Annotated in this window: 21 protein-coding genes, 1 tRNA gene and 1 other RNA gene; 4 read left to right on the forward strand and 19 right to left on the reverse strand. The window is 68.1% G+C overall.

Features of this window, described 5'->3' with window-relative positions; genetic code table 11:
- Nucleotides 1–17: 17 nt before the first annotated feature.
- Together hemL and thiE are read right to left on the reverse strand one after the other, a co-directional pair.
- The gene (gene hemL / locus B9Y64_RS07785; protein ID WP_100440214.1) at nucleotides 18–1,307 is read right to left on the reverse strand and encodes a glutamate-1-semialdehyde 2,1-aminomutase; all 1,290 of its coding nucleotides are present in this window, start codon (nucleotides 1,305–1,307) and stop codon (nucleotides 18–20) included.
- A 17-nt stretch (nucleotides 1,308–1,324) separates the two neighbouring features.
- Nucleotides 1,325–1,951: a thiamine phosphate synthase gene (gene thiE, locus B9Y64_RS07790; RefSeq protein ID WP_100440215.1), complete on the reverse strand. Its 627-nt coding sequence runs from the start codon at nucleotides 1,949–1,951 to the stop codon at nucleotides 1,325–1,327.
- Between the two features lie 34 nt (nucleotides 1,952–1,985).
- Between thiE and B9Y64_RS07795 the strand changes: the two genes are divergently transcribed.
- Nucleotides 1,986–2,210, forward strand: a complete 225-nt coding sequence (locus tag B9Y64_RS07795) for a rubredoxin (RefSeq protein WP_014038358.1) — start codon at nucleotides 1,986–1,988, stop codon at nucleotides 2,208–2,210.
- Nucleotides 2,211–2,250: 40 nt separating this feature from the next.
- On the opposite strand, the gene B9Y64_RS07800 is transcribed toward B9Y64_RS07795, so the two are convergent.
- The 8 genes from B9Y64_RS07800 to B9Y64_RS07835 form a co-directional block, all read right to left on the reverse strand.
- Nucleotides 2,251–3,096: a SirB1 family protein gene (locus B9Y64_RS07800; protein ID WP_100440216.1), complete on the reverse strand. Its 846-nt coding sequence runs from the start codon at nucleotides 3,094–3,096 to the stop codon at nucleotides 2,251–2,253.
- A gap of 139 nt (nucleotides 3,097–3,235) precedes the next feature.
- The gene (locus B9Y64_RS07805) at nucleotides 3,236–3,679 is read right to left on the reverse strand and encodes a DUF192 domain-containing protein (RefSeq protein ID WP_100440217.1); all 444 of its coding nucleotides are present in this window, start codon (nucleotides 3,677–3,679) and stop codon (nucleotides 3,236–3,238) included.
- Nucleotides 3,680–3,700: 21 nt separating this feature from the next.
- Nucleotides 3,701–4,348 (reverse strand): ribose-5-phosphate isomerase RpiA, encoded by a 648-nt coding sequence (gene rpiA, locus B9Y64_RS07810; protein ID WP_006389802.1) that lies wholly within the window; start codon nucleotides 4,346–4,348, stop codon nucleotides 3,701–3,703.
- Between the two features lie 22 nt (nucleotides 4,349–4,370).
- On the reverse strand, nucleotides 4,371–4,850 hold the full coding sequence (locus tag B9Y64_RS07815; RefSeq protein ID WP_005419001.1) for an EVE domain-containing protein: 480 nt from the start codon (nucleotides 4,848–4,850) through the stop codon (nucleotides 4,371–4,373).
- Entirely contained in the window at nucleotides 4,847–5,440 is a 594-nt protein-coding gene (locus tag B9Y64_RS07820; protein WP_100440218.1) for a 5-formyltetrahydrofolate cyclo-ligase, read from the reverse strand. The genes B9Y64_RS07815 and B9Y64_RS07820 overlap by 4 nt, the downstream gene beginning before the upstream one ends.
- Nucleotides 5,441–5,523: 83 nt before the next feature.
- Nucleotides 5,524–5,709, reverse strand: a non-coding RNA gene (gene ssrS, locus B9Y64_RS07825) — 6S RNA.
- Between the two features lie 154 nt (nucleotides 5,710–5,863).
- A complete protein-coding gene (locus tag B9Y64_RS07830) occupies nucleotides 5,864–6,160 on the reverse strand; it encodes a cell division protein ZapA (protein WP_005410899.1) in 297 nt (98 codons plus the stop codon).
- Entirely contained in the window at nucleotides 6,157–6,378 is a 222-nt protein-coding gene (locus tag B9Y64_RS07835) for a TIGR02449 family protein (RefSeq protein WP_043034082.1), read from the reverse strand. Before B9Y64_RS07835 ends, B9Y64_RS07830 begins: the two co-directional genes overlap by 4 nt.
- 153 nt (nucleotides 6,379–6,531) lie before the next feature.
- Here B9Y64_RS07835 and B9Y64_RS07840 point away from each other — a divergent pair, with 153 nt between their 5' ends.
- Together B9Y64_RS07840 and B9Y64_RS07845 are read left to right on the forward strand one after the other, a co-directional pair.
- Nucleotides 6,532–7,080 (forward strand): YecA family protein, encoded by a 549-nt coding sequence (locus B9Y64_RS07840; RefSeq protein ID WP_100440219.1) that lies wholly within the window; start codon nucleotides 6,532–6,534, stop codon nucleotides 7,078–7,080.
- Nucleotides 7,081–7,085: 5 nt separating this feature from the next.
- Nucleotides 7,086–8,408 carry an aminopeptidase P N-terminal domain-containing protein gene (locus tag B9Y64_RS07845; protein ID WP_100440693.1) on the forward strand — a complete coding sequence of 441 codons (1,323 nt, stop codon included), beginning with the start codon at nucleotides 7,086–7,088 and terminating at the stop codon, nucleotides 8,406–8,408.
- Nucleotides 8,409–8,922: 514 nt separating this feature from the next.
- On the opposite strand, the gene pepQ is transcribed toward B9Y64_RS07845, so the two are convergent.
- The 7 genes from pepQ to rph form a co-directional block, all read right to left on the reverse strand.
- Nucleotides 8,923–10,254 carry a Xaa-Pro dipeptidase gene (gene pepQ / locus B9Y64_RS07850; RefSeq protein ID WP_100440220.1) on the reverse strand — a complete coding sequence of 444 codons (1,332 nt, stop codon included), beginning with the start codon at nucleotides 10,252–10,254 and terminating at the stop codon, nucleotides 8,923–8,925.
- Nucleotides 10,255–10,329: 75 nt separating this feature from the next.
- A complete protein-coding gene (locus B9Y64_RS07855; RefSeq protein WP_100440221.1) occupies nucleotides 10,330–10,704 on the reverse strand; it encodes a PilZ domain-containing protein in 375 nt (124 codons plus the stop codon).
- On the reverse strand, nucleotides 10,701–12,980 hold the full coding sequence (locus B9Y64_RS07860) for a DUF1631 family protein (protein ID WP_100440222.1): 2,280 nt from the start codon (nucleotides 12,978–12,980) through the stop codon (nucleotides 10,701–10,703). Before B9Y64_RS07860 ends, B9Y64_RS07855 begins: the two co-directional genes overlap by 4 nt.
- 202 nt (nucleotides 12,981–13,182) lie before the next feature.
- Nucleotides 13,183–14,409, reverse strand: coding sequence for a radical SAM family heme chaperone HemW (gene hemW, locus B9Y64_RS07865; RefSeq protein ID WP_100440694.1), 1,227 nt, complete (start codon nucleotides 14,407–14,409; stop codon nucleotides 13,183–13,185).
- Nucleotides 14,410–14,465: 56 nt separating this feature from the next.
- Nucleotides 14,466–15,062 (reverse strand): RdgB/HAM1 family non-canonical purine NTP pyrophosphatase, encoded by a 597-nt coding sequence (gene rdgB, locus B9Y64_RS07870; protein ID WP_100440223.1) that lies wholly within the window; start codon nucleotides 15,060–15,062, stop codon nucleotides 14,466–14,468.
- Nucleotides 15,059–15,448: a VOC family protein gene (locus tag B9Y64_RS07875; protein WP_005418968.1), complete on the reverse strand. Its 390-nt coding sequence runs from the start codon at nucleotides 15,446–15,448 to the stop codon at nucleotides 15,059–15,061. The genes rdgB and B9Y64_RS07875 overlap by 4 nt, the downstream gene beginning before the upstream one ends.
- Entirely contained in the window at nucleotides 15,445–16,170 is a 726-nt protein-coding gene (gene rph, locus B9Y64_RS07880; RefSeq protein WP_049426699.1) for a ribonuclease PH, read from the reverse strand. Before rph ends, B9Y64_RS07875 begins: the two co-directional genes overlap by 4 nt.
- Nucleotides 16,171–16,294: 124 nt before the next feature.
- Between rph and B9Y64_RS07885 the strand changes: the two genes are divergently transcribed.
- The gene (locus B9Y64_RS07885) at nucleotides 16,295–17,155 is read left to right on the forward strand and encodes a YicC/YloC family endoribonuclease (protein WP_019661992.1); all 861 of its coding nucleotides are present in this window, start codon (nucleotides 16,295–16,297) and stop codon (nucleotides 17,153–17,155) included.
- 57 nt (nucleotides 17,156–17,212) lie between these two features.
- Here B9Y64_RS07885 and selD read toward each other — a convergent pair whose 3' ends face one another.
- Entirely contained in the window at nucleotides 17,213–18,292 is a 1,080-nt protein-coding gene (gene selD, locus B9Y64_RS07890; RefSeq protein WP_100440224.1) for a selenide, water dikinase SelD, read from the reverse strand.
- Between the two features lie 26 nt (nucleotides 18,293–18,318).
- Nucleotides 18,319–18,414, reverse strand: a tRNA-Sec gene (locus B9Y64_RS07895).
- Nucleotides 18,415–18,425 lie beyond the last annotated feature (11 nt).

An 18,425-nucleotide genomic window follows, 5' to 3' on the forward strand; every position in this document is an offset into this window, starting at 1 on the left:
ACCTACCAGGGCGTGGCTCAGCCCTTGGCGGCCTTGAACGCTACGCGTGCTGCGGCGAGGGTGGCTTCGATCACTGCATCGTCGTGTGCACTGGACAGGAAGCCGGCCTCGTAGGCCGACGGTGCCAGGAACACGCCCTGCTCCAGCATCGCGTGGAAGAAGCGGTTGAACGCCGGGATGTCACAGGCGGTGGCCTGGGCATAGGTCTCCACCTTCTCACTGGTGAAGAACAGGCCGAACATCGCACCCACGCGGGTGGTGGTCACTGCCACGCCGGCTTCGGCAGCGGCCGATTCCAGGCCGGCACACAGGCGCGCGGTGCGTTCGGCGAGGTCGGCGTGGAAACCCGGCTGCTGGATCAGCTCCAGCATCGCCAGGCCAGCGGCCATCGCCACCGGATTGCCGCTCAGCGTGCCAGCCTGGTAGATCGGGCCGGCCGGGGCAATCTGCTGCATCAGCTCGCGGCGACCGCCGTAGGCACCCACCGGCATGCCGCCGCCGATGATCTTGCCGAAGGTGGTCAGGTCCGGGGTGATGCCGTAGTGAGCCTGTGCACCGCCGAGGGCGACGCGGAAGCCGGTCATCACTTCGTCGAAGATCAGCAGTGCGCCATGCTTCGTGCACAGTTCGCGCAGGTGCTGCAGGTAGCCCTCGCGCGGCGCGATGCAGTTGGCATTGCCGACCACCGGTTCGATGATCAGGCCGGCGATGTCGTCACCCTGCTGTTCGAACAGGGCGGTGGCTGCTTCGAAGTCGTTGTAGGGCAGGGTCAGGGTCAGTTCGCTCAGGCCGGCCGGGACGCCCGGCGAGGTCGGCACGCCCAGGGTCAGCATGCCGCTGCCGGCCTTGACCAGGAACGAGTCGCCGTGGCCGTGATAGCAACCTTCGAACTTCACGATGCGGTTGCGGCCGGTGGCGCCACGCGCCAGGCGGATCGCCGACAGCGTGGCCTCGGTACCCGAGTTGACCATGCGCACCATCTCGCACGATGGCACCAGGCGGGTGATGGTCTCGGCCATGGTCACTTCGGCCGCGCACGGCGCACCGAACGACAGGCCGTTGTCGATCGCCTTCTTCACCGCCTGGCGCACGGCCGGGTGGTTGTGGCCGACGATCATCGGGCCCCACGAACCGACGTAGTCGATGTAGCGGTTGCCGTCGACGTCGTACAGGTAGGCGCCGTTGGCACGTTCGACGAAGAACGGCTCGCCACCGACCGACTTGAACGCGCGTACCGGCGAATTGACGCCACCCGGCAGCAGGTGCTGGGCGCGGGAGAACAGGGCGTGGGACTGGTCGTGGTTCATGGGGGCTTTCCTGGGCATTACGCGAACTGGGCGAGGTAGGCGCGCTGGGTCGCGACCGGATCTTCGGCGGCGAACACGCTGCTGACCACGGCGACCAGATCGGCGCCAGCGTCGATGATGGGACCGACATTGTCCGGCGTCAGGCCGCCGATCGCCACCCGCGGCACGCCCAGTGCGGCGCTTTGCCGCAGCAGGTCGGTATGGGCGCGGCTGGTGGTGACCTTGGTCGTGGTCGGGAAGAAGGCGCCAAAGGCCACATAGCTGGCGCCGGCGGCCACGGCCTTGTCGGCATTGGCCAGCTGGTCGTAGCAGGAGGCGCCGATGATGGCCTCCGGGCCGAGCAGGGCGCGCGCGCTGGGAATGTCACCATCGGTGCCGCCCAGGTGCACGCCAGCCGCGCCGACCGCCCTGGCCAGCGCCGGGTCGTCGTTGATGATCAGCGGCACGCCGTGTTCCGTGCACAGTGCCTGCAGGGCGGTGGCCTGCTCCCGCCGCAGCGTGTCGCTGGCGGTCTTGTTGCGGTACTGCAGCCAGGTGGCACCGGCGGCCAGCAACGGCGCGGTGCGGGCCAGCAGGCGCGCGGTATCGGGCTCGTCCGGGGTGATCAGGTAGACGCCGCGGGGCGCCGGGGAAGCAGAAGTCATCGATGGCTACCGGTGAGTGGACCGCGATGGGACAATGGCGGCCCGTGAATCCAGCCCTGATTATCCGATGAGCGATGCCACCCCCACCACCTTGCGTACCTGGATGTGCGTGGTCTGCGGCTTCCTTTACAGCGAAGCGGAGGGCCTGCCGGAAGAGGGCATCGCGCCGGGGACGCGCTGGGAGGACATTCCCGAGACCTGGACCTGCCCTGATTGCGGGGTGACCAAGGCCGATTTCGAGATGGTCGAGGTCGATTGATGAGGGCAGGTGTGGACCGTTGGTCCACACACCGGCACCCTCAATGCAGCCGCGGCACCGGCCCGCCGAGGTCGATCAGCTTCTCGCGCAGCCACTGCGCATCGCTGGCTTCCGGGTTGCGCTTCAGGTACTGCCCCAGGTCGTGGCGGGCACCGGCCAGGTATTCCAGCTGCAGGTAGGCCAGGCCGCGGTCGCGCAGGGCGTCGTCCTGCTCCGGGGCCAGCTTCAGCAGGCGGTCGGCACTGCGCGCAGCGCGGTCCCACTCGCCCGCCTCGGCGTACACGCCATGCAGGTTGCGCAGCATGCGCATCAGGATCGCGCGCGCCGGAGCCGGGTCGAGGATCTGCGCCAGCACCTGATCGTCGGGCATCTGCCCACCCAGGTGTGACTTGGCCCGCTCGCGCAGTTCGTCCACGTCCAGCGGGCGGCCACCGTTGAACGGGTCCATCACCAGCACGCCGTCGTCCACCGGCAGGCGCACCAGGAAGTGGCCGGGGAAGGACACCCCGTCGAGCGGAATGCCCAGCCGGCGCGCGACTTCCATCTGCACCAGTGCCAGCGAGATCGGGTTGCCCAGGCGGCGCTCGAATACCTGGTTGAGGTAGCTGTTGCGCGGGTCGTAGTACTCGTCGTGGTCGCCGCTGTAACCCAGCTCGTCGAACAGGTGGCGGTTGATCGCCGCCATCTTCAGCGGGCTGTTGTCGATGCTCTCCACTTCCGAACGGAGGTGCTCGACATGGCTCTGGATCAGCGCGTCGTAGGTCGACGGCTGCAGATCGGGGTATTCATCGCGCGCGATCAGCAGCGCGGTCGGCAACAGTGGCAGCGCCTCGTCTTCGAGGTCGGCCAGTGCATCCCAGTCGGGGAGTGTGATCCGGTCCTGCATGGCCACAGACTGGCGTCATTCGCAGGCGGTTTCAAGCGGTGTCGCGTGAAAAATTCAGGGGTCAGATCCCTTTCGCACGCGAAAGGGATCTGACCCCGGGTTTTTCGGCGGGCGCCGGGCGCAACCCGGCAGAACCCTGTTACTCGATGCCCGGGCCGAAGGTCAGCTGGGTGCCGTCCTTCAGCTGCAGCTTCTCGGCCTGGCCGGCGTTGAGTTCCAGCACGTAGCGCGCCGGGCCGCCGCTGGGGTAGGGCGGGCACATGTCGCCGGCCGAGCACGGCGGTACGTCGCGCTGCTGGCTGACCAGCTTGCGCTGGCTGTCGAAGTACAGGATGTCCAGCGCGATCTTGGTGTTCTTCATCCAGTACGCCTGCATTTCTTCGCGGTCGTGGATGAACAGCATGCCGTGGTCGGTCGACATCTGGTCGCGGAACATCAGCCCGCGCGCACGGGTTTCATCATTGGTGGCCAGCTCGACCTGGTAGCGGGCGCCATCCAGCTCGACCCAATGGCGGGCCGCATCGGTGGCGCAGCCGGTCAGGGCCAGCAGCGGAAGCATCAGCAGCGAACGCAACAGCGACATCGTCAGGATCCTTCGGAAGGGTCAGAGCACGACCGGCGGCTCGCCGCCGACGATCACCACATCGGCGCGACGGCGCGCGAACAGGCCGACGCAGACCACGCCCGGCAGCTGGTTGAGCTCGCGCTCCAGCTTTTCCGGATCGGTGATCTGCAGGTTGTGGATGTCCAGGATCTGGTTGCCGTTGTCGGTGACCACGCCTTCGCGCCAGGTCGGCTGGCCGCCGGTCATGTCGCGGATCTGGCGGGCGACCAGGCTGCGCGCCATCGGGATCACTTCCACCGGCAGCGGGAACTTGCCCAGCACCGGCACCTGCTTGCTCGGGTCGACGATGCAGATGAAGCGCTCGCTGGCCTCGGCGATGATCTTCTCGCGGGTCAGCGCGGCGCCGCCGCCCTTGATCAGGCACTTGTTGGCGTCGCACTCATCGGCGCCGTCCACGTACAGCGACAGGTTGCCGCTGTGGTTCAGCTCGATCACCTCGATGCCGTGCTGCTTCAGGCGCGCGGTGCTCTGCTCGGAGCTGGACACGGCGCCCTTGATGCGGTGCTGGATGCGGGCCAGGGCATCGATGAAATAGGCCACGGTGGAACCGGTGCCGACACCGACGATCATGCCGTCTTCAACGTACTCGATGGCTTTCTCGGCGGCCAGGCGCTTGGCTTCGGACATGGGAGAACTCTCAGGCAGGGAATCAGGATTTCTTTTCCAGCGACAGCAGCAGCTTCCACTGCGCGGCGGTCACCGGGAACACCGACAGGCGGTTGCCCTTGGCAACCAGCGGGAAGCCCTCGCCGAGCTCGTCGGCGTGCAGCTTGATCTCGTCCAGCGCGATCACCTGCTTGAGCTTGCGGTCGAAGGCCACGTCCACCAGCATCCAGCGCGGGTTCTCGCGCGTGCTCTTGGGGTCGTGGTAGTCGGATTTCGGGTCGAACTGGGTGTCGTCCGGATAGGCCGGGCTGGCGACCGTGGCCAGGCCGACGATGCCGGGCACCTTGGTATTGGAGTGGTAGAACAGGATGCCGTCGCCCACCTGCATGCCATCGCGCATGAAATTGCGCGCCTGGTAGTTGCGCACCCCGTTCCAGGGTTCAACCTTGACCTTGGCCAGGTCATCGATGGAGAAGGCGTCCGGTTCGGACTTCATCAGCCAGTAGCGCTTGCGGGCGGTCATGCGTTCACGGGGGCAGCGGAGGGGAACAGGGTGCCGTCTTCGGTGCAGATCGCATCCACCGGTACGTCCCACGACGCCACTGGCAAGGACTCGACCTGCTGCACCGTGAAGGCAGCACCGACCAGCCAGGGCGGCGCCGGCCGGTCGTGGCGGAAGGCGAAGCTGCGATCATACCAGCCGCCCCCCATGCCCAGCCGCCGGCACTGTGTGTCGAAACCCACCAGGGGAGTCACCACCAGCGCCATCTGCGCCGGTTCCAGGGTGTCTTGCACCGCCACGTCCGGCTCGGGGATGCCATAGCGGTTGCTGGTCAGCGGCTGCCCGGGCCGCCACGGCGCGAAGCGCAGCATGTCGCCGGCCAGGACCGGCAGGCAGTAGGTGAGCCCTTCGGGCAGTTGCAGCTGCCAGCGATGCAGGGCGATCTCGCCATCCAGCGCCCAGTAGCCGGCCACGGCGCCTTCGCGCGGGGCGAACGGCAGGGCGAGCAGGGCATCGGCAAGCGATTCGGCGGCGGCGATGCGCTCACCCGCGGAAAGGTCGCGGCGGCGTTGCCGCAGGTCGTGGCGCAGGGCCTGGCGCGGGTCGGTCATGGCAGCGAGCGGCGAGGGTCAGCCGTTATTGTGCCGGAAAGAACAAGGGCGACGCCCGAAGACGCCGCCCTTGCTGGAATATTGCATTCTCCGCAATGTCGATGCATGCGAAACGACCTTGAACCCGGGGGCTCAAGTGGGAACGCTGGAGAACCATCGGGCTTCCCGCTACAAGGCGGACCTGCACTCCCGGCGCTGTCGCGCTCCCGGTGTCGTTCTTAAGGGACAAGGCGAATGTTTGCACATGCCGTCGAGTACCGCAGAGAACGCGTCGCCATTATAGCCAGCATGCAGGATCTGGATAGGCCGTTCGTCGGCAACAGTCCGTGCCAATTCAGATACGCGAAAAGGGGACGGAGGGGATTAAGGCGTTTCCAGCACGGAAGGGGCGAATGCGCCTTAATCCCCTCCGTCCCCTTTTTTCTATGGGGTGCCGTCGATGGCGCGGTCCAGGCGCCGGTTCAGGTCGGCCAGCGTCTGCTGCAGGGCCACTGCCTGGCGGGCGTTCTCGTCGCGCAGCAGTTGCAGTTCGTGGGCCAGGTTCAGCGCGGCCAGCACGGCGACGCGGTCCACGGCGGCCATGCGGTTGCTGCCGCGGATCTCGCGCATGCGTGCATCAAGCAGGCGCGCGGCGGCCATCAGGCTGTCGCGTTCGTCGCCGCCGACGCCCACGGTGTATTCACGATCGAGGATGCGGACACTGACCGGTTCGGCGCTCATGTGTGCTGCTCCAGGGATTTGAGCCGGCTGATCATTGCCTCCACCCGCGAGCGCGCCTGCTCGTTCTTGGCCAGCAGCGTGGAACGCTCGGCCACGAGTTGTTCCTGCTGATGGCGCAGGCTGCGGTTCTCCTCGGCCAGGCGCTGGTTGCGGTCAAGCAACGCTTCCACGCGGGCGGCGAAGTCCTGCAGCTGGGCAAGGGGGTCGGCGGGTTCCATGCAGGCACGATAGGCAAGCCGGGTAAGGGCGGTCAAGCGTTGTCGCAGCAAGGCCTGACGGCCGCAGAGAGTATGCCGTCGGGTTGCTACACTACGGGGTCTCACGGGCGCACGCGCGCGCCGGGTTTCCTTACATTCCGAACGAGCCGCACGATGACCGAACTTCCCTCCGTCGACGACGTTACCCGCGCCAGCCAGGAGCTGGGCCTGGGCGCCACCGCTGCCGAGCTGCACGGTGCACTGTGTGGCTGGCTGGCCGCCGGCGGCGCCCCCGGCAACGACTGGCCGGCGCGCGTGCTGGCCGACGACAATCTGCCGCCGGTGGCCGCCGACAGCGTGCTGGGACAACTGCTGCAGGCCACCATCAAGCAGCTGGAAGACCGCGACTTCGCCTTCGAGCTGTTGCTGACCGACACTGACAACGTGTCCGCGCAGGCCGATGCCATGTTCAGCTGGACCCGTTCCTTCCTGGGCGGCTTCGGCCTGGGCAGTGGCGGCCGTCGCCCGACCCTGTCCGAAGAGGGCGAAGAAGCGCTGACCGACATGGCCAGCCTGGCCCGTGCCTCCAGCGAGGATTTCGAAGCGGGTGGCGAGGATGACGATGAAGCCCTGTCGGAGATCGAGGAATTCATCCGCGTGGCGGTGCTGCTGCTGCACGGTGACGTGGTGCTGGCCTCGCGCCATCGGCAGCGCCTGAACTGATGGACATCAAGCAGCGCACCGGCATCGCGGCCGGCGAATACAAGCGTCGCCGCCGCCAGCTGATGGACATGGCCGGTGAGGACGCGATCCTGGTACTGCCAGCCGCGGCCGAGAAGGTGCGCAGCCTCGATACCCATTACCCGTTCCGCCAGGATTCCGATTTCCAGTACCTGAGCGGTTTTCCGGAACCGGAGGCGGTGCTGGTGCTGATTCCGGGCCGGCGCCATGGCGAGACCATCCTGTTCTGCCGCGAACGCGATGCCGAACGTGAGGCCTGGGACGGCGGCCGCGCCGGCCAGGAAGGCGCGGTAGCGCAGTTCGGCATGGATGATGCGTACCCGATCGACGATCTGGATGACATCCTGCCGGGGCTGCTGGAAGGCCGTTCGCGCGTCTACTACCACTTTGGCCGCGACGCGGATTTCGACCTGAAGCTGATCGGCTGGGTCAACCGCGTGCGCTCGCAGGTGCGCCACGGCGCGCAGCCGCCGCATGAGTTCCTCGAGCTGGGCCACCTGCTGCACGAGCAGCGCCTGTTCAAGTCCGGCGCCGAAGTGGCGTTGATGCACCACGCCGCGCAGATCAGCGTGCGTGCGCATCTGGCGGCGATGAAGGCGGCCAGGGCGGGTATCCACGAGTACGAGCTGCAGGCCGAACTGGAGCGCGTATTCCGCGCCAACGATGCGGTACCGGCGTACTGCAGCATCGTCGGTGCGGGCCGCAACGGCTGCATCCTGCATTACCGCGACAACAACGCGCGTTCGCGCGATGGCGAACTGGTGCTGATCGATGCCGGTGCCGAGTACCGCGGCTACGCCAGCGACATCACCCGCACCTTCCCGGTGAACGGCCGTTTCAGTGCCGAGCAGCGCGCGCTGCATGACCTGGTGGGTGATGCGCAGGCCGCGGCGCTGGCCCAGGCCAAGCCGGGTGTGCCGTACGAGAGTGGCCACCTGGCCGCGGTGCAGACCCTGACCGAGGGCCTGCTGCGGCTGGGCCTGCTGAAGGGCACGCTGGAAAAGAACCTGTCCGAAGGCCTGTACCAGCGTTTCTACCGGCACAAGACCGGTCACTGGATCGGGCTGGACGTGCACGACGTGGGCGATTACCGCCTGGCTGGCGATTCGCGCCTGCTGGAGCCGGGCATGGCGTTCACCATCGAGCCGGGGCTGTACATCGGCGTGGACGATACGACGGTGGAGCCGCGCTGGCGCGGTATCGGCATCCGCACCGAAGACGATGTGCTGATCACCGATGATGGCCATCGCGTGCTGACCGAAGGCCTGGCGCGCAGCGCCGACGAGATTGAAGCGGTGATGGCGGGGTAAGGGGTGTTCTGCAGGGCTTGCAGCCCTGCACCTGCTCAATGCAACGGCAACGGCCAAAGCCAGAGCGGCATTCCGTGGGATGGCGGGGCATTGTGGGTTTGCGGGGACGCCGTAAACCCGTCCATGGGGGCTTGGTCGCCGCATCCATGCGGCTCACACCCCGCAAGCCCACAGTGCCCCGCCTTCGACAGGTTCACGCCGCTGTTGGTAACGGCGGTTGTTGGGACGCGCGGCTGTTGGTAGGTGTCGACCTTGGTCGACACGGAGCGAGCGCAGCAAGCGATCCGCTTTTGCTTTTCTTTCTCTTTTCCGTGGTTGGACGCGCCCAGGAAACTGCCAGAGGTGGGGCGGAGTGGGTTCGCGGGGGTGTCCGCGGCATGGATGCCGCGGCCAAGCCCCCATGGATGGGTTCACGGCGTCCCCCGCGAACCCACTCCGCCCCGCCAAGCGCGCATCACGCATGATGCCAGTCGACTAACAGTCGACTCTACCTGTGAGACCAACCACGAGGGGCTCAGCCGTTGGCCGCTGCAAACACCGGCCGCGTCAGGTTGTCCGCTTCACCGTCGGTGCACAGCACTTCGTCTTCGATGCGGATGCCGCCATACGGGCGGAAGAAGTCCACGCGGTCCCAGTTGATCGCATCGCCATGGCCGGCGTCCTTCACTTCGTTCAACAGCATGTCGATGAAGTACAGGCCCGGTTCGATGGTCACCACCATGCCCGGTTCCAGTACGCGGGTCAGGCGCAGGTACGGGTGGCCCGTCGGGCGCTCGATACGCCCGCCTTCATCGCTGGCCGCAAAGCCCGCCACGTCGTGCACCTGCAGGCCGATCAGGTGACCGATGCCGTGCGGGAAGAACGCGGCGCTGACGCCGGTCTCCAGCGCGGTCTGCGGCGACACCCTGATCACGCCGAAGTCCTTCAGCACGCCCATCAGCGAAAGGTGTGCGTCCACGTGCAGCTGCTTGTAGTCGAAGCCCGGGCGGACCGCCGCGCACATCTGCTGCTGGGCAGCGTCGACGGCGGCGATCATCGCCGCGAATTCGTCGTGGCCCTGCGCGCCGTAGGTGCGGGTGATGTCGCTGGCGTAGCCATGCGCACTGGCGCCGGCATCGATCAGGAAGCTGCGCAGCGGCTGCGGTGCCTTGCGGCCCAGTTCGGTGTAATGCAGCACGGCGGCATGTTCATTCAGCGCCACGATGTTGCCGTAGGGCAGCTCGTTGGCGTCCTGGCCCACCGCCTGGCAGTACGCCATGTGGATGCTGAACTCGTCGGCGCCGTTGCGGAACGCGGCTTCGGCGGCGCGGTGGCCGCGCACGCCCAGCACCTGCGCCTGGCGCATCAGCGCGATTTCATACGGCGTCTTGCTGCCGCGGTGCCATTCCAGGTAGTTCACCACCGGTGCCGGGTTGTTCGGCACGTAGCTGCCCAGCGCGCTCTGCGGCTCGCCGAGGATCGCGCAGCGCGACGGATCGGCCGGCAGCAGGGCCAGCGCCTCTTCCGGCTTGCGGATGATGTGGATGTCGAAGTGGTCCACCCACCAGCCGCTGGGTGCGTCGGGTACTACGTGCCAGTAGTCGAAGGGCTGGTGGAAGATCACCGCCGGGCGCTTGCCCGGGGTGAACACGATCCAGCTGTTGGGCACGCGGGTCAGCGGCAGCCAGGCCTTGAACTGCGGATTGACCGCGTACGGGTAGTCGCGATCGTCGAACACCTGGTAGTGCAGGGTGCCGCTGGGCACCACCAGGTGATCGAAGCCGCCACGGGCCAGCGCCTGTTCGGCACGTCGGCACAGCACGGCCAGATGGTCGGGATACAGGGCGCCGGGGTCTTGCTGGATCATTGCGGTGGCTCGACACGGAAAACGGCCCTAGATTCTGCCGCATACCGGGGAAAACCGCTGTGCTGGAACCGGCACTCAGGCCGTCGAAACCGGCCCCTCGTCGCTGTCTTCACCCACCCACTGGCGCAGCAGCTGCCGATGTTCGCGCGACAGGGTGAGAAAACGGAAGCCGGTCCAGCTCTGGCCCGGCACATGCGCAGGTTCGCTCCACAGCAGGTGCACGCCCACGTCGATGGCCTCGTGGCGGCCGTCGCCCATCGGCAACGGGAAGCGGAACTGGTACAGCGCGTCCTCGCGCAGCGGCGTGCTGGCCAGCATCAGCATGCCGGTTTCAGAGACGTTGCCGAGCCGACCGACCACGCTTTCGCGCATCTGGTCGGTAACCGGCACCAGGTCCGAGACCTGGCGGCGCGGTGCGCGGCGGGTGTCCTGCGGCGGTTGCGTGTTCAAGCGGGCGTCTCCCTGGAACGGCTGCCGGCCAGCGCACGCAGCGCACCGAGGCTGGCCTGCCATGCGCGATCGACCAGCCGCCCCTTGTCTTCGGTGACCAGCTGCGCGCGTCCGGCGCTGATCTGCCGGGCAAGCGTGTCGAGGTCGGTATCGGCGATCTTCTGCCCGCGCGGATTGACGAACAGGGCGTGGCCGGTCAGCAGGCTGTACCAGGACAGGCGCTGGCGGCGCAGGCTGCCATCACCGTTGTCGATGTCGAACCAGCTGCCGAAGGGCAGGGTGGCCAGCTGCTGGTAGGCGGCCTCTTCGGCGCTGCTGCGCGGTGCCAGCGATGCGGGGCCACTGCCGCTGGCGGCATGTTCGCCCAGCCGTGCTCGCGCCTTCAGCCGTGCACTGAGCTCAGTGCGCGAGGTGCTTTCGTCCTCGCCACCGGGCGTGGCCAGGCGGCGGGCAACGGCGGCGGCTTCCTCGGCGTGATAGCCGACCTGTACCAGCGCGGACTCCACGTCGCTGGCCAGCGATGCATCGGTACCGCCGGGGGCATCGACAGCCTGCGCGGTCACCGCGGCGATGCGCTCGGTCTGGTGCAGGCGCTCCTGCCATTGCGGTGAATCGTCGCCGTGGCGCAGTCGGGTGAGGGTGAGTGCATCGGCCCAGGCCTGGCGCAGCAGGGTCTGCACGAAGCGCGGCGGCTCCTGTGCGTCGCAGCACTGGTCGATCTGTGCGTTGGCCTGGCGGCGCGCCAGTTCCAGCCGTTCCTTGCCGCGTGCGGCTTCGACGTGGCGGCGCTCGGCCAGTTCGGCGCGGTGGGCTGCCGCGCGCTGGTGCTGCTGCACATCTTCGTTGGCGGTGGCGAAGGCCTCGGGCGAGCGCGCATCCTGGCCGAGCAGGCCCTGCACGCTCTGCGCCATGCGTTGCAGCAGCTGTGGGTCCACATCGTCGTCGCCCAGCCAGTTGGCGCCGACCTCGGCAATCTGGTTGAGCAGTTCGCGTGCGGGGTGTTCGTCGCGCACGAAGAAGCCGGGGTCAGCCATCGCCGCACGCGCCAGCGGCACCTGCAGGCGCGCCAGCAGCGCGGCGGGCACCGGGTCGGGGCGCTGCTGCTGCTGTACCTGCTGCATCAGCAGGCGCAGCAGGTCGAGGTTGTCGCGGTCGTGGCTGCCCAACTGGGCCTGCGCGCCGTGCTCGCTGCGCAGCTGGGCGACCACCGCAGCCTGCAGGTCGGCGACGCCGGTGGCAGCGCTGGACTGGGCCTGCAGGCGTGCGAGGACCGCATCGACCGCAGCACTGGGCACGGCAGCGGTATCTGCAGGGGCTGTCGTGGCATGGCGGGCCTGCTGCAGCAACTCGTGCAAGGCACTGCTGGTGGACGTGGTCAGGCCAGGGGCTGCAGGGCCCGCACTGCCCGCGTCGTTGAAGGCGTCCTGCACCAGGTTCGACCAGGAACCGGCCGGAGCGGAGCCGTTCCAGCCGGTCAACGGCGCGGCGGCCCGCTTGCCAGGCTGGGTTGCGCGGCCGCCCGCCACCGACTGGGTGATGATCCGCCGGGTGCTCGACGAGCGTGCCAGGTAGGGGGTGTAGACCAGCCCCGGCAGCACGTCGTGCTGGGCCAGCAGCGCATTGGCGCGGTCCAGCACATCGCCCAGGCGTTCCAGTACCTGCCGCTCGAAGCTGCGGTACAGCGCAAGCTGCACTTCCACGCCGAGGGCGTCCTGTTCGGCGATCCGGCGCACCATCGCGCACAGCGCCTGCGGTGCCAGGGGCAGGGTGTCGGCCTCGAAGGCCGGCGCCGCTGCGAGCACGCCCAGGCGTTGGCCCAGCAGGTTCAACGTGTTGGTTGAACGCAGCGTCTCGCGCCGGATCATCTCGGTCAGCAGCAGGTCGCGATCCACCTCGCGCTCATCGACCAGCGACAGGCCGAGCATGCCCGGCAGCGGCGGTGGCGTGGCATGGGGCGCGCTGGCAGTGGACGGCTCACGCAGGCCCGCCAGCGCCTCGGCCACGGCATCGAGCATGCGGTCGGCGAAGTGGCCGGCGAAGGCGTGCAGCTGGCTCCGCTGGGCCATCAGGTCCGCCTGTTGCATGGGATTGCGTGCGCGGTCGGCGTCGTGCAGCAGCGTCTGCTCCAGCGCTTCGACAGTCAGGATCAGAGGCGCGGCCAGCGTTTGCCGGCACAGGCCGATCAAGGCGCCCAGCAGCTCACGCACGCGCGGTGGCAGGTCGCTGGCGGCCAGGCGGGCTTTGTCGGCAGAGGTGATGGAAAAGACAGCTGACATCGGCGAGCGGTACCCGGATTCCCGCGGATCGATCCTGTGAATCTACCGTGTCGGCCGCAGTCGGCGCTACTTTAGGGTGAATGCGCGTGCCGTTCACCGGGGCGTGCCCGGCGGATGAACGGTAGTGCCGGCCGCTGGCCGGCAGATCGGTCTTCACCGGATTGCCGGCCAGCGGCCGGCGCTATCCTCGGTCACGCGAGGATCAGTCCTCCAGGAACAGACTCACCACGTCGTTGGTGAATCGGCGGCCCAGTTCGGTCGGCTGCACATGGCCATCGATCACCTGCAGCCAGCCGCGCTGAACGGCTTCGGCCAGGGGGGCGTCCAGCACGCTGCGCGGCAGCCCCGTGCGCGACTCGAAATCGCGCAGGCCGAAACCTTCGTGCAGGCGCAGCAGGTTGAGCATGTACTCGAACGGCAGGCGCTCGGCTGCGATCACGTCGTCGCCACCGAACGAGGCCGGAGTGCCGGCGCTGTCCAGGTAGGCCTGAGGGTGCTTCAGCTTCCAGCGGCGCAGCACATGTTCCTCGGCGCCCGAGCTGATCTTGCCGTGCGCGCCGGCACCGATGCCCAGGTAATCGCCGAAACGCCAGTAGTTCAGGTTGTGCGCGCTCTGCCGGCCCGGGCGCGCGTAGGCGCTGACCTCGTACTGGCCGAAGCCGGCCTGCGCCAACAGCGCCTGGCAGTGTTCCTGCATGTCCCAGGCATTGTCTTCATCGGGAATGCCCTGCGGCGGCCGCGCGAAGAACACCGTGTTCGGTTCCAGGGTCAGCTGGTAGTGCGAGATGTGCGCCGGTTGCAGCGCGAACGCACGTTCCAGGTCAGCCTCGGCCCCGGCCAGGGTCTGTTCCGGCAGCGCGTACATCAGGTCGATGTTGAAGTTGTCGTAGCCCGCGTCCTGCGCCATTTTCACTGCGCGCTCGGCTTCACCACTGTCGTGGATGCGGCCCAGGCGCTTGAGCATGGCGTCGTCGAAACTCTGGATGCCAAAGCTGAGGCGGTTCACGCCGGCCGCGCGGTAACGATCGAAACGGCCATGCTCGGCCGTGCCCGGGTTGGTTTCCAGGGTGATTTCGGCGTTGGGTGCGAAGCGCAGGCGCGCGCTGGCCTGCTGCAGGAAACGGTCGATCGCCTCCGGCGGGAACAGGCTGGGCGTGCCGCCACCGAAGAACACGCTGTGCACCACCCGGCCCCAGACCAGCGGCAGGTCCTGGTCCAGGTCGCGCAGCAGCGCATCGATGTAGGCATCGAACGGCAGTTCGCCCTTGGCCTGGTGCGAATTGAAATCGCAGTACGGGCATTTGCGCACGCACCACGGCAGGTGCACGTACAACGACAGCGGTGGCGGCACCAGCCGCGGCGGGGTGTCGTGGTCAGCGGAGCAGGCTTCGCCGGGCAGGTGGTTGCAGTGGTCGTGGGCGTGCGGCATGGGCTTCATCGGTAGTGCCGGCCGCTGGCCGGCTTCCCTGGTTCGATCGGGTGGCGTCAGTACAGCGTCGCCAGCTGCTGCTTGAGCTGCTGCAGGGCGAGGGCGCGATGGCTGAGGGTGTTCTTCAGCGCGGTGTTCATCTCCGCTGCGGTCTGGCCGTGGGCGGTATCAAGGAACACCGGGTTGTAGCCGAAGCCGTTGCTGCCGCGCAGTTCGCGGATGATCTCGCCTTCCCAGCGACCCTCGCAGATCAGCGGCTGCGGGTCGGTGGCGTGGCGCAGCAGCACGATCACCGCGTAAAAGCGCGCGCTGCGCTGGCCATCGGGCACGTCGGCCATGGCGTCCAGCAGCTTGGCATTGTTGGCCGCGTCATTGGTCGGGCGACCGGCATAGCGCGCGCTGTACAGGCCCGGGGCACCGCCGAGGGCATCGACGATCAGGCCCGAATCATCGGCCAGCGCCGGCAGGCCGGTTGCTTCGCAGGCCGCGCGTGCCTTCAGCAGCGCGTTCTCGACGAAGGTCAGGCCGGTCTCTTCCACATCGCCCAGGCCCAGCTCGGCGGCCGAGGTGATCTGCAGCGGCAGGTCGGCGAGGATCTCCTGCATCTCCACCAGCTTGCCAGCGTTGTGGCTGGCCAGTACCAGTTTCTTCATTGACGGGGCTCCAGAAGGTCCCAGGTGTTGCCATACAGATCGCGGAACACCGCGACCGTTGCATAGGGTTCTTCGCGCGGCGCTTCCAGGAACTCGACCCCGGCGGCCAGCATCGCCGCGTGGTCGCGGTGGAAGTCATCGGTGTTGAGGAAGAAGGCAACGCGGCCACCGGTCTGGTTGCCGATCCGGCTGCGCTGAGCCTCATCGCTGGCACGCGCCAGCAGCAGGGCGGCGGCGCTGCCGTCGGTCGGGCCGACCACCACCCAGCGCTTGTGGCCCTGGTCGATGTCCTCCAGCAGTGCGAAGCCGAGCTTGCCGGTGTACCAGGCAATGGCTTCGTCATAGTCGGCCACCACCAGGGTGGTCAGGGCAAGGCGCCGGTTCATGCCGACAGCGCCGCCTGCTGCGCGGCCAGAAGCTCGGCCACACCCTTCTCGGCCAGGCCCAGCAGCGCGTCCAGTTCATCGCGCCGGAAGGCGTGGCCTTCGGCGGTGCCCTGCAGCTCGATGAAGCCACCACCGTCGTTCATCACCACGTTCATGTCGGTGTCGCAGTCGCTGTCTTCGGCGTAGTCCAGGTCCAGCACCGGGGTGCCGCGGTATACGCCCACCGACACTGCGGCCACCGCGCCCAGGATCGGGTTGCGCTTGATGTCGCCGCGCTTCATCAGCACGTTCACCGCATCGACCAGTGCCACGTAGGCGCCGGTGATGGCGGCGGTGCGGGTGCCACCATCGGCCTGCAGCACGTCGCAGTCGAGGGTGATGGTGCGCTCGCCCAGTGCATTGCGGTCCACGCACGCGCGCAGGCTGCGGCCGATCAGGCGCTGGATCTCCAGCGTGCGGCCGCCCTGCTTGCCACGTGCCGCTTCACGGTCGCTGCGGGTGTGGGTGGCGCGCGGCAGCATGCCGTACTCGGCGGTCACCCAGCCTTCGCCCTTGCCGCGCAGGAAGCCCGGCACGCGGTTCTCGACGCTGGCGGTGCACAGCACACGGGTTTCACCGAAGCACACCAGCACCGAGCCTTCGGCGTGGCGGGTGAAGCCGCGTTGGATGACGACCGGGCGGAGCTGGTCGGGCTGGCGGCCGCTGGGGCGGGAATCGGACATGGTGCGGGTTCCGTAATGGCGTGGGAGTACGCCGCCACGCCCGCGGCCTTCACGGGGCGGGCAAGGGGGCTCTGGTGAGGGCGCTAGGGTACCATTCCCCCTTTGCACGCACCGGACACAATCCATGATTCGAAGCATGACCGCCTATGCCGGCGGCGAGCGGGTCACCCCGTGGGGCACGCTGGGCTGCGAGCTGCGCTCGGTCAACCACCGCTTCCTGGAGGTCGGCACCCGCCTGCCCGAGGAACTGCGGGCGCTCGAACCGCAGCTGCGCGAGCGTATCGCCGCCCGGCTGAGCCGCGGCAAGCTGGATCTGGTGATGCGCCTGCGCGCGCCGGAAGCGGCCGCCAACCTGCAGGTGGACGAGGCCCTGCTGGGCCAGCTGGGCCGTCTGGCCCACCGCCTGACCTCCGATTTCCCCAACCTGCAGGTCAGCTTCACCGACCTGCTGCAGCTGCCGGGCGTGACCCGCGGCGAGGCCACTGATGCCGCGGCCCTGCAGGTCGAGGCGCTGGCCCTGCTGGACCAGGTGCTGGACGGCTTCGTCGAGGCGCGTGAACGCGAAGGCGGCAAGTTGTCAGCCGCCATCAGTGAGCGCGTGGATGGCATCGAACGCATCGCCACCGAAGTCCGCACGCTGATTCCGGCCATTCGCGACGGCCAGCGCGCCAAGCTGGCCGCACGCCTGGCCGACCTGCCGCACCCGGTCGACCCTGGCCGCGCGGAGCAGGAGCTGGTGCTGTGGCTGCAGAAGCTGGACGTGGATGAAGAACTGGACCGTCTCGGCAGCCATATCGTCGAGATCCGCCGCGTGCTCAAGCAGCGCGAGCCGGTCGGCCGCCGCCTGGACTTCCTGCTGCAGGAATTCAACCGCGAAGCCAATACGTTGGGCTCGAAGTCGGTGGACAGCCGCACCTCCAATGCCGCAGTGGAGCTGAAGGTGCTGATCGACCAGATCCGCGAACAGGTGCAGAACATCGAGTGATGTTGCATCCGGCGGTACAGCAGGGGCGCCTTCGGGCGCCCTTGTCGTTTCAGCGCATCAGCGCACGCTGATGCCCGGCGTTCCCGCGCCCAATCGCCCCACCACCGCCGCCTGGCCGAACCCCGCCTCGTGGAAACAGGCCAGCACCGCATCGACCGCTTCCGGGGCGCACGACACCAGCAGGCCGCCGCTGGTCTGCGGGTCGGTCAGCAGTGGCTGCCAGTGCGCCGGCAAGCCCTCGGCGAAGCGCACCCCGGTGCCATACGAGGCCCAGTTGCGGTTGGAGGCGCCGGTCACGCAGCCACGCTGCAGCAGGTGCAGCGCCTGTGGCAGCAGTGGAATCCGCGCGCTGTCCACTTCGGCGGCGACGCCACTGGCGCGGCACACTTCCAGCAGGTGCCCGAGCAGGCCGAAGCCGGTGACGTCGGTCATCGCATGCACGCCGTCCAGCGCGGCCAGGGGAACGCCCACAGTGTTCAGGCGGGTGGTCGACTCGATCATCTGCCGGTAGCCCTCGGCATCGAGCAGCTCCTTCTTCAGCGCCGACGAATACACGCCCACGCCCAAGGGCTTGCCCAGCACCAGCACGTCGCCGGCGCGGGCGTCGGCATTGCGCTTGAGCCGCTGCGGATCGAGCACGCCGATCGCGGCCAGGCCATAGATGGGCTCCACCGAATCGATGCTGTGGCCGCCGGCAACCACGATGCCCGCATCGGCGCAGGCGCGTTCACCGCCCTGCAGGATGCCGCGGATGGTGTCCTGCGGCAGCGTATTGATCGGCATGCCGACGATGGCCAGTGCGAACAGCGGGCGCGCGCCCATCGCATACAGGTCCGACAGCGCGTTGGTGGCGGCGATGCGGCCGAAGTCGAACGGGTCGTCGACGATCGGCATGAAGAAATCGGTGGTGGCGACGATGGCCTGGCGGTCATCGAGGCGGTACACCGCGGCGTCGTCGCTGTTCTCGCGGCCGACCAGCAGTTCAGCCGGTGCCGGAAGCGCTGGAACACCGCGCAGCAGTTCGGTCAGCACGCCCGGCGCGATCTTGCAGCCGCAGCCACCACCGTGTGCCAGCGAGGTGAGTCGTTGCGGGGCATCGGCCGTTGAAGGGGCGGGGAACTGCGCGTGCGTGGCCATGCCGACATCTCCTGCGCAAACACGAATGGCGGAAGGCAGCAGGAGTCGAACCTACCAGGGAACGATCGACGCCCCCTACTGGGTTTGAAGCCCAGCCGCATGCCCGGATGCGCATGCCTTCCGAAAGTACGGC

Source organism: Stenotrophomonas maltophilia (assembly GCF_002799245.1).
Taxonomy (GTDB): domain Bacteria; phylum Pseudomonadota; class Gammaproteobacteria; order Xanthomonadales; family Xanthomonadaceae; genus Stenotrophomonas; species Stenotrophomonas maltophilia_S.

Bases quoted from the DNA above. Each gene is read 5' to 3' on its own strand.
- hemL (WP_100440214.1), bottom strand. From the start codon at position 1,307: ATGAACCACGACCAGTCCCACGCCCTGTTCTCCCGCGCCCAGCACCTG.
- thiE (WP_100440215.1), bottom strand. From the start codon at position 1,951: ATGACTTCTGCTTCCCCGGCGCCCCGCGGCGTCTACCTGATCACCCCG.
- B9Y64_RS07795 (WP_014038358.1), top strand. From the start codon at position 1,986: ATGGCGGCCCGTGAATCCAGCCCTGATTATCCGATGAGCGATGCCACC.
- B9Y64_RS07800 (WP_100440216.1), bottom strand. From the start codon at position 3,096: ATGCAGGACCGGATCACACTCCCCGACTGGGATGCACTGGCCGACCTC.
- B9Y64_RS07805 (WP_100440217.1), bottom strand. From the start codon at position 3,679: ATGTCGCTGTTGCGTTCGCTGCTGATGCTTCCGCTGCTGGCCCTGACC.
- rpiA (WP_006389802.1), bottom strand. From the start codon at position 4,348: ATGTCCGAAGCCAAGCGCCTGGCCGCCGAGAAAGCCATCGAGTACGTT.
- B9Y64_RS07815 (WP_005419001.1), bottom strand. From the start codon at position 4,850: ATGACCGCCCGCAAGCGCTACTGGCTGATGAAGTCCGAACCGGACGCC.
- B9Y64_RS07820 (WP_100440218.1), bottom strand. From the start codon at position 5,440: ATGACCGACCCGCGCCAGGCCCTGCGCCACGACCTGCGGCAACGCCGC.
- B9Y64_RS07830 (WP_005410899.1), bottom strand. From the start codon at position 6,160: ATGAGCGCCGAACCGGTCAGTGTCCGCATCCTCGATCGTGAATACACC.
- B9Y64_RS07835 (WP_043034082.1), bottom strand. From the start codon at position 6,378: ATGGAACCCGCCGACCCCCTTGCCCAGCTGCAGGACTTCGCCGCCCGC.
- B9Y64_RS07840 (WP_100440219.1), top strand. From the start codon at position 6,532: ATGACCGAACTTCCCTCCGTCGACGACGTTACCCGCGCCAGCCAGGAG.
- pepQ (WP_100440220.1), bottom strand. From the start codon at position 10,254: ATGATCCAGCAAGACCCCGGCGCCCTGTATCCCGACCATCTGGCCGTG.
- B9Y64_RS07860 (WP_100440222.1), bottom strand. From the start codon at position 12,980: ATGTCAGCTGTCTTTTCCATCACCTCTGCCGACAAAGCCCGCCTGGCC.
- hemW (WP_100440694.1), bottom strand. From the start codon at position 14,409: ATGCCGCACGCCCACGACCACTGCAACCACCTGCCCGGCGAAGCCTGC.
- rdgB (WP_100440223.1), bottom strand. From the start codon at position 15,062: ATGAAGAAACTGGTACTGGCCAGCCACAACGCTGGCAAGCTGGTGGAG.
- B9Y64_RS07875 (WP_005418968.1), bottom strand. From the start codon at position 15,448: ATGAACCGGCGCCTTGCCCTGACCACCCTGGTGGTGGCCGACTATGAC.
- rph (WP_049426699.1), bottom strand. From the start codon at position 16,170: ATGTCCGATTCCCGCCCCAGCGGCCGCCAGCCCGACCAGCTCCGCCCG.
- B9Y64_RS07885 (WP_019661992.1), top strand. From the start codon at position 16,295: ATGATTCGAAGCATGACCGCCTATGCCGGCGGCGAGCGGGTCACCCCG.
- selD (WP_100440224.1), bottom strand. From the start codon at position 18,292: ATGGCCACGCACGCGCAGTTCCCCGCCCCTTCAACGGCCGATGCCCCG.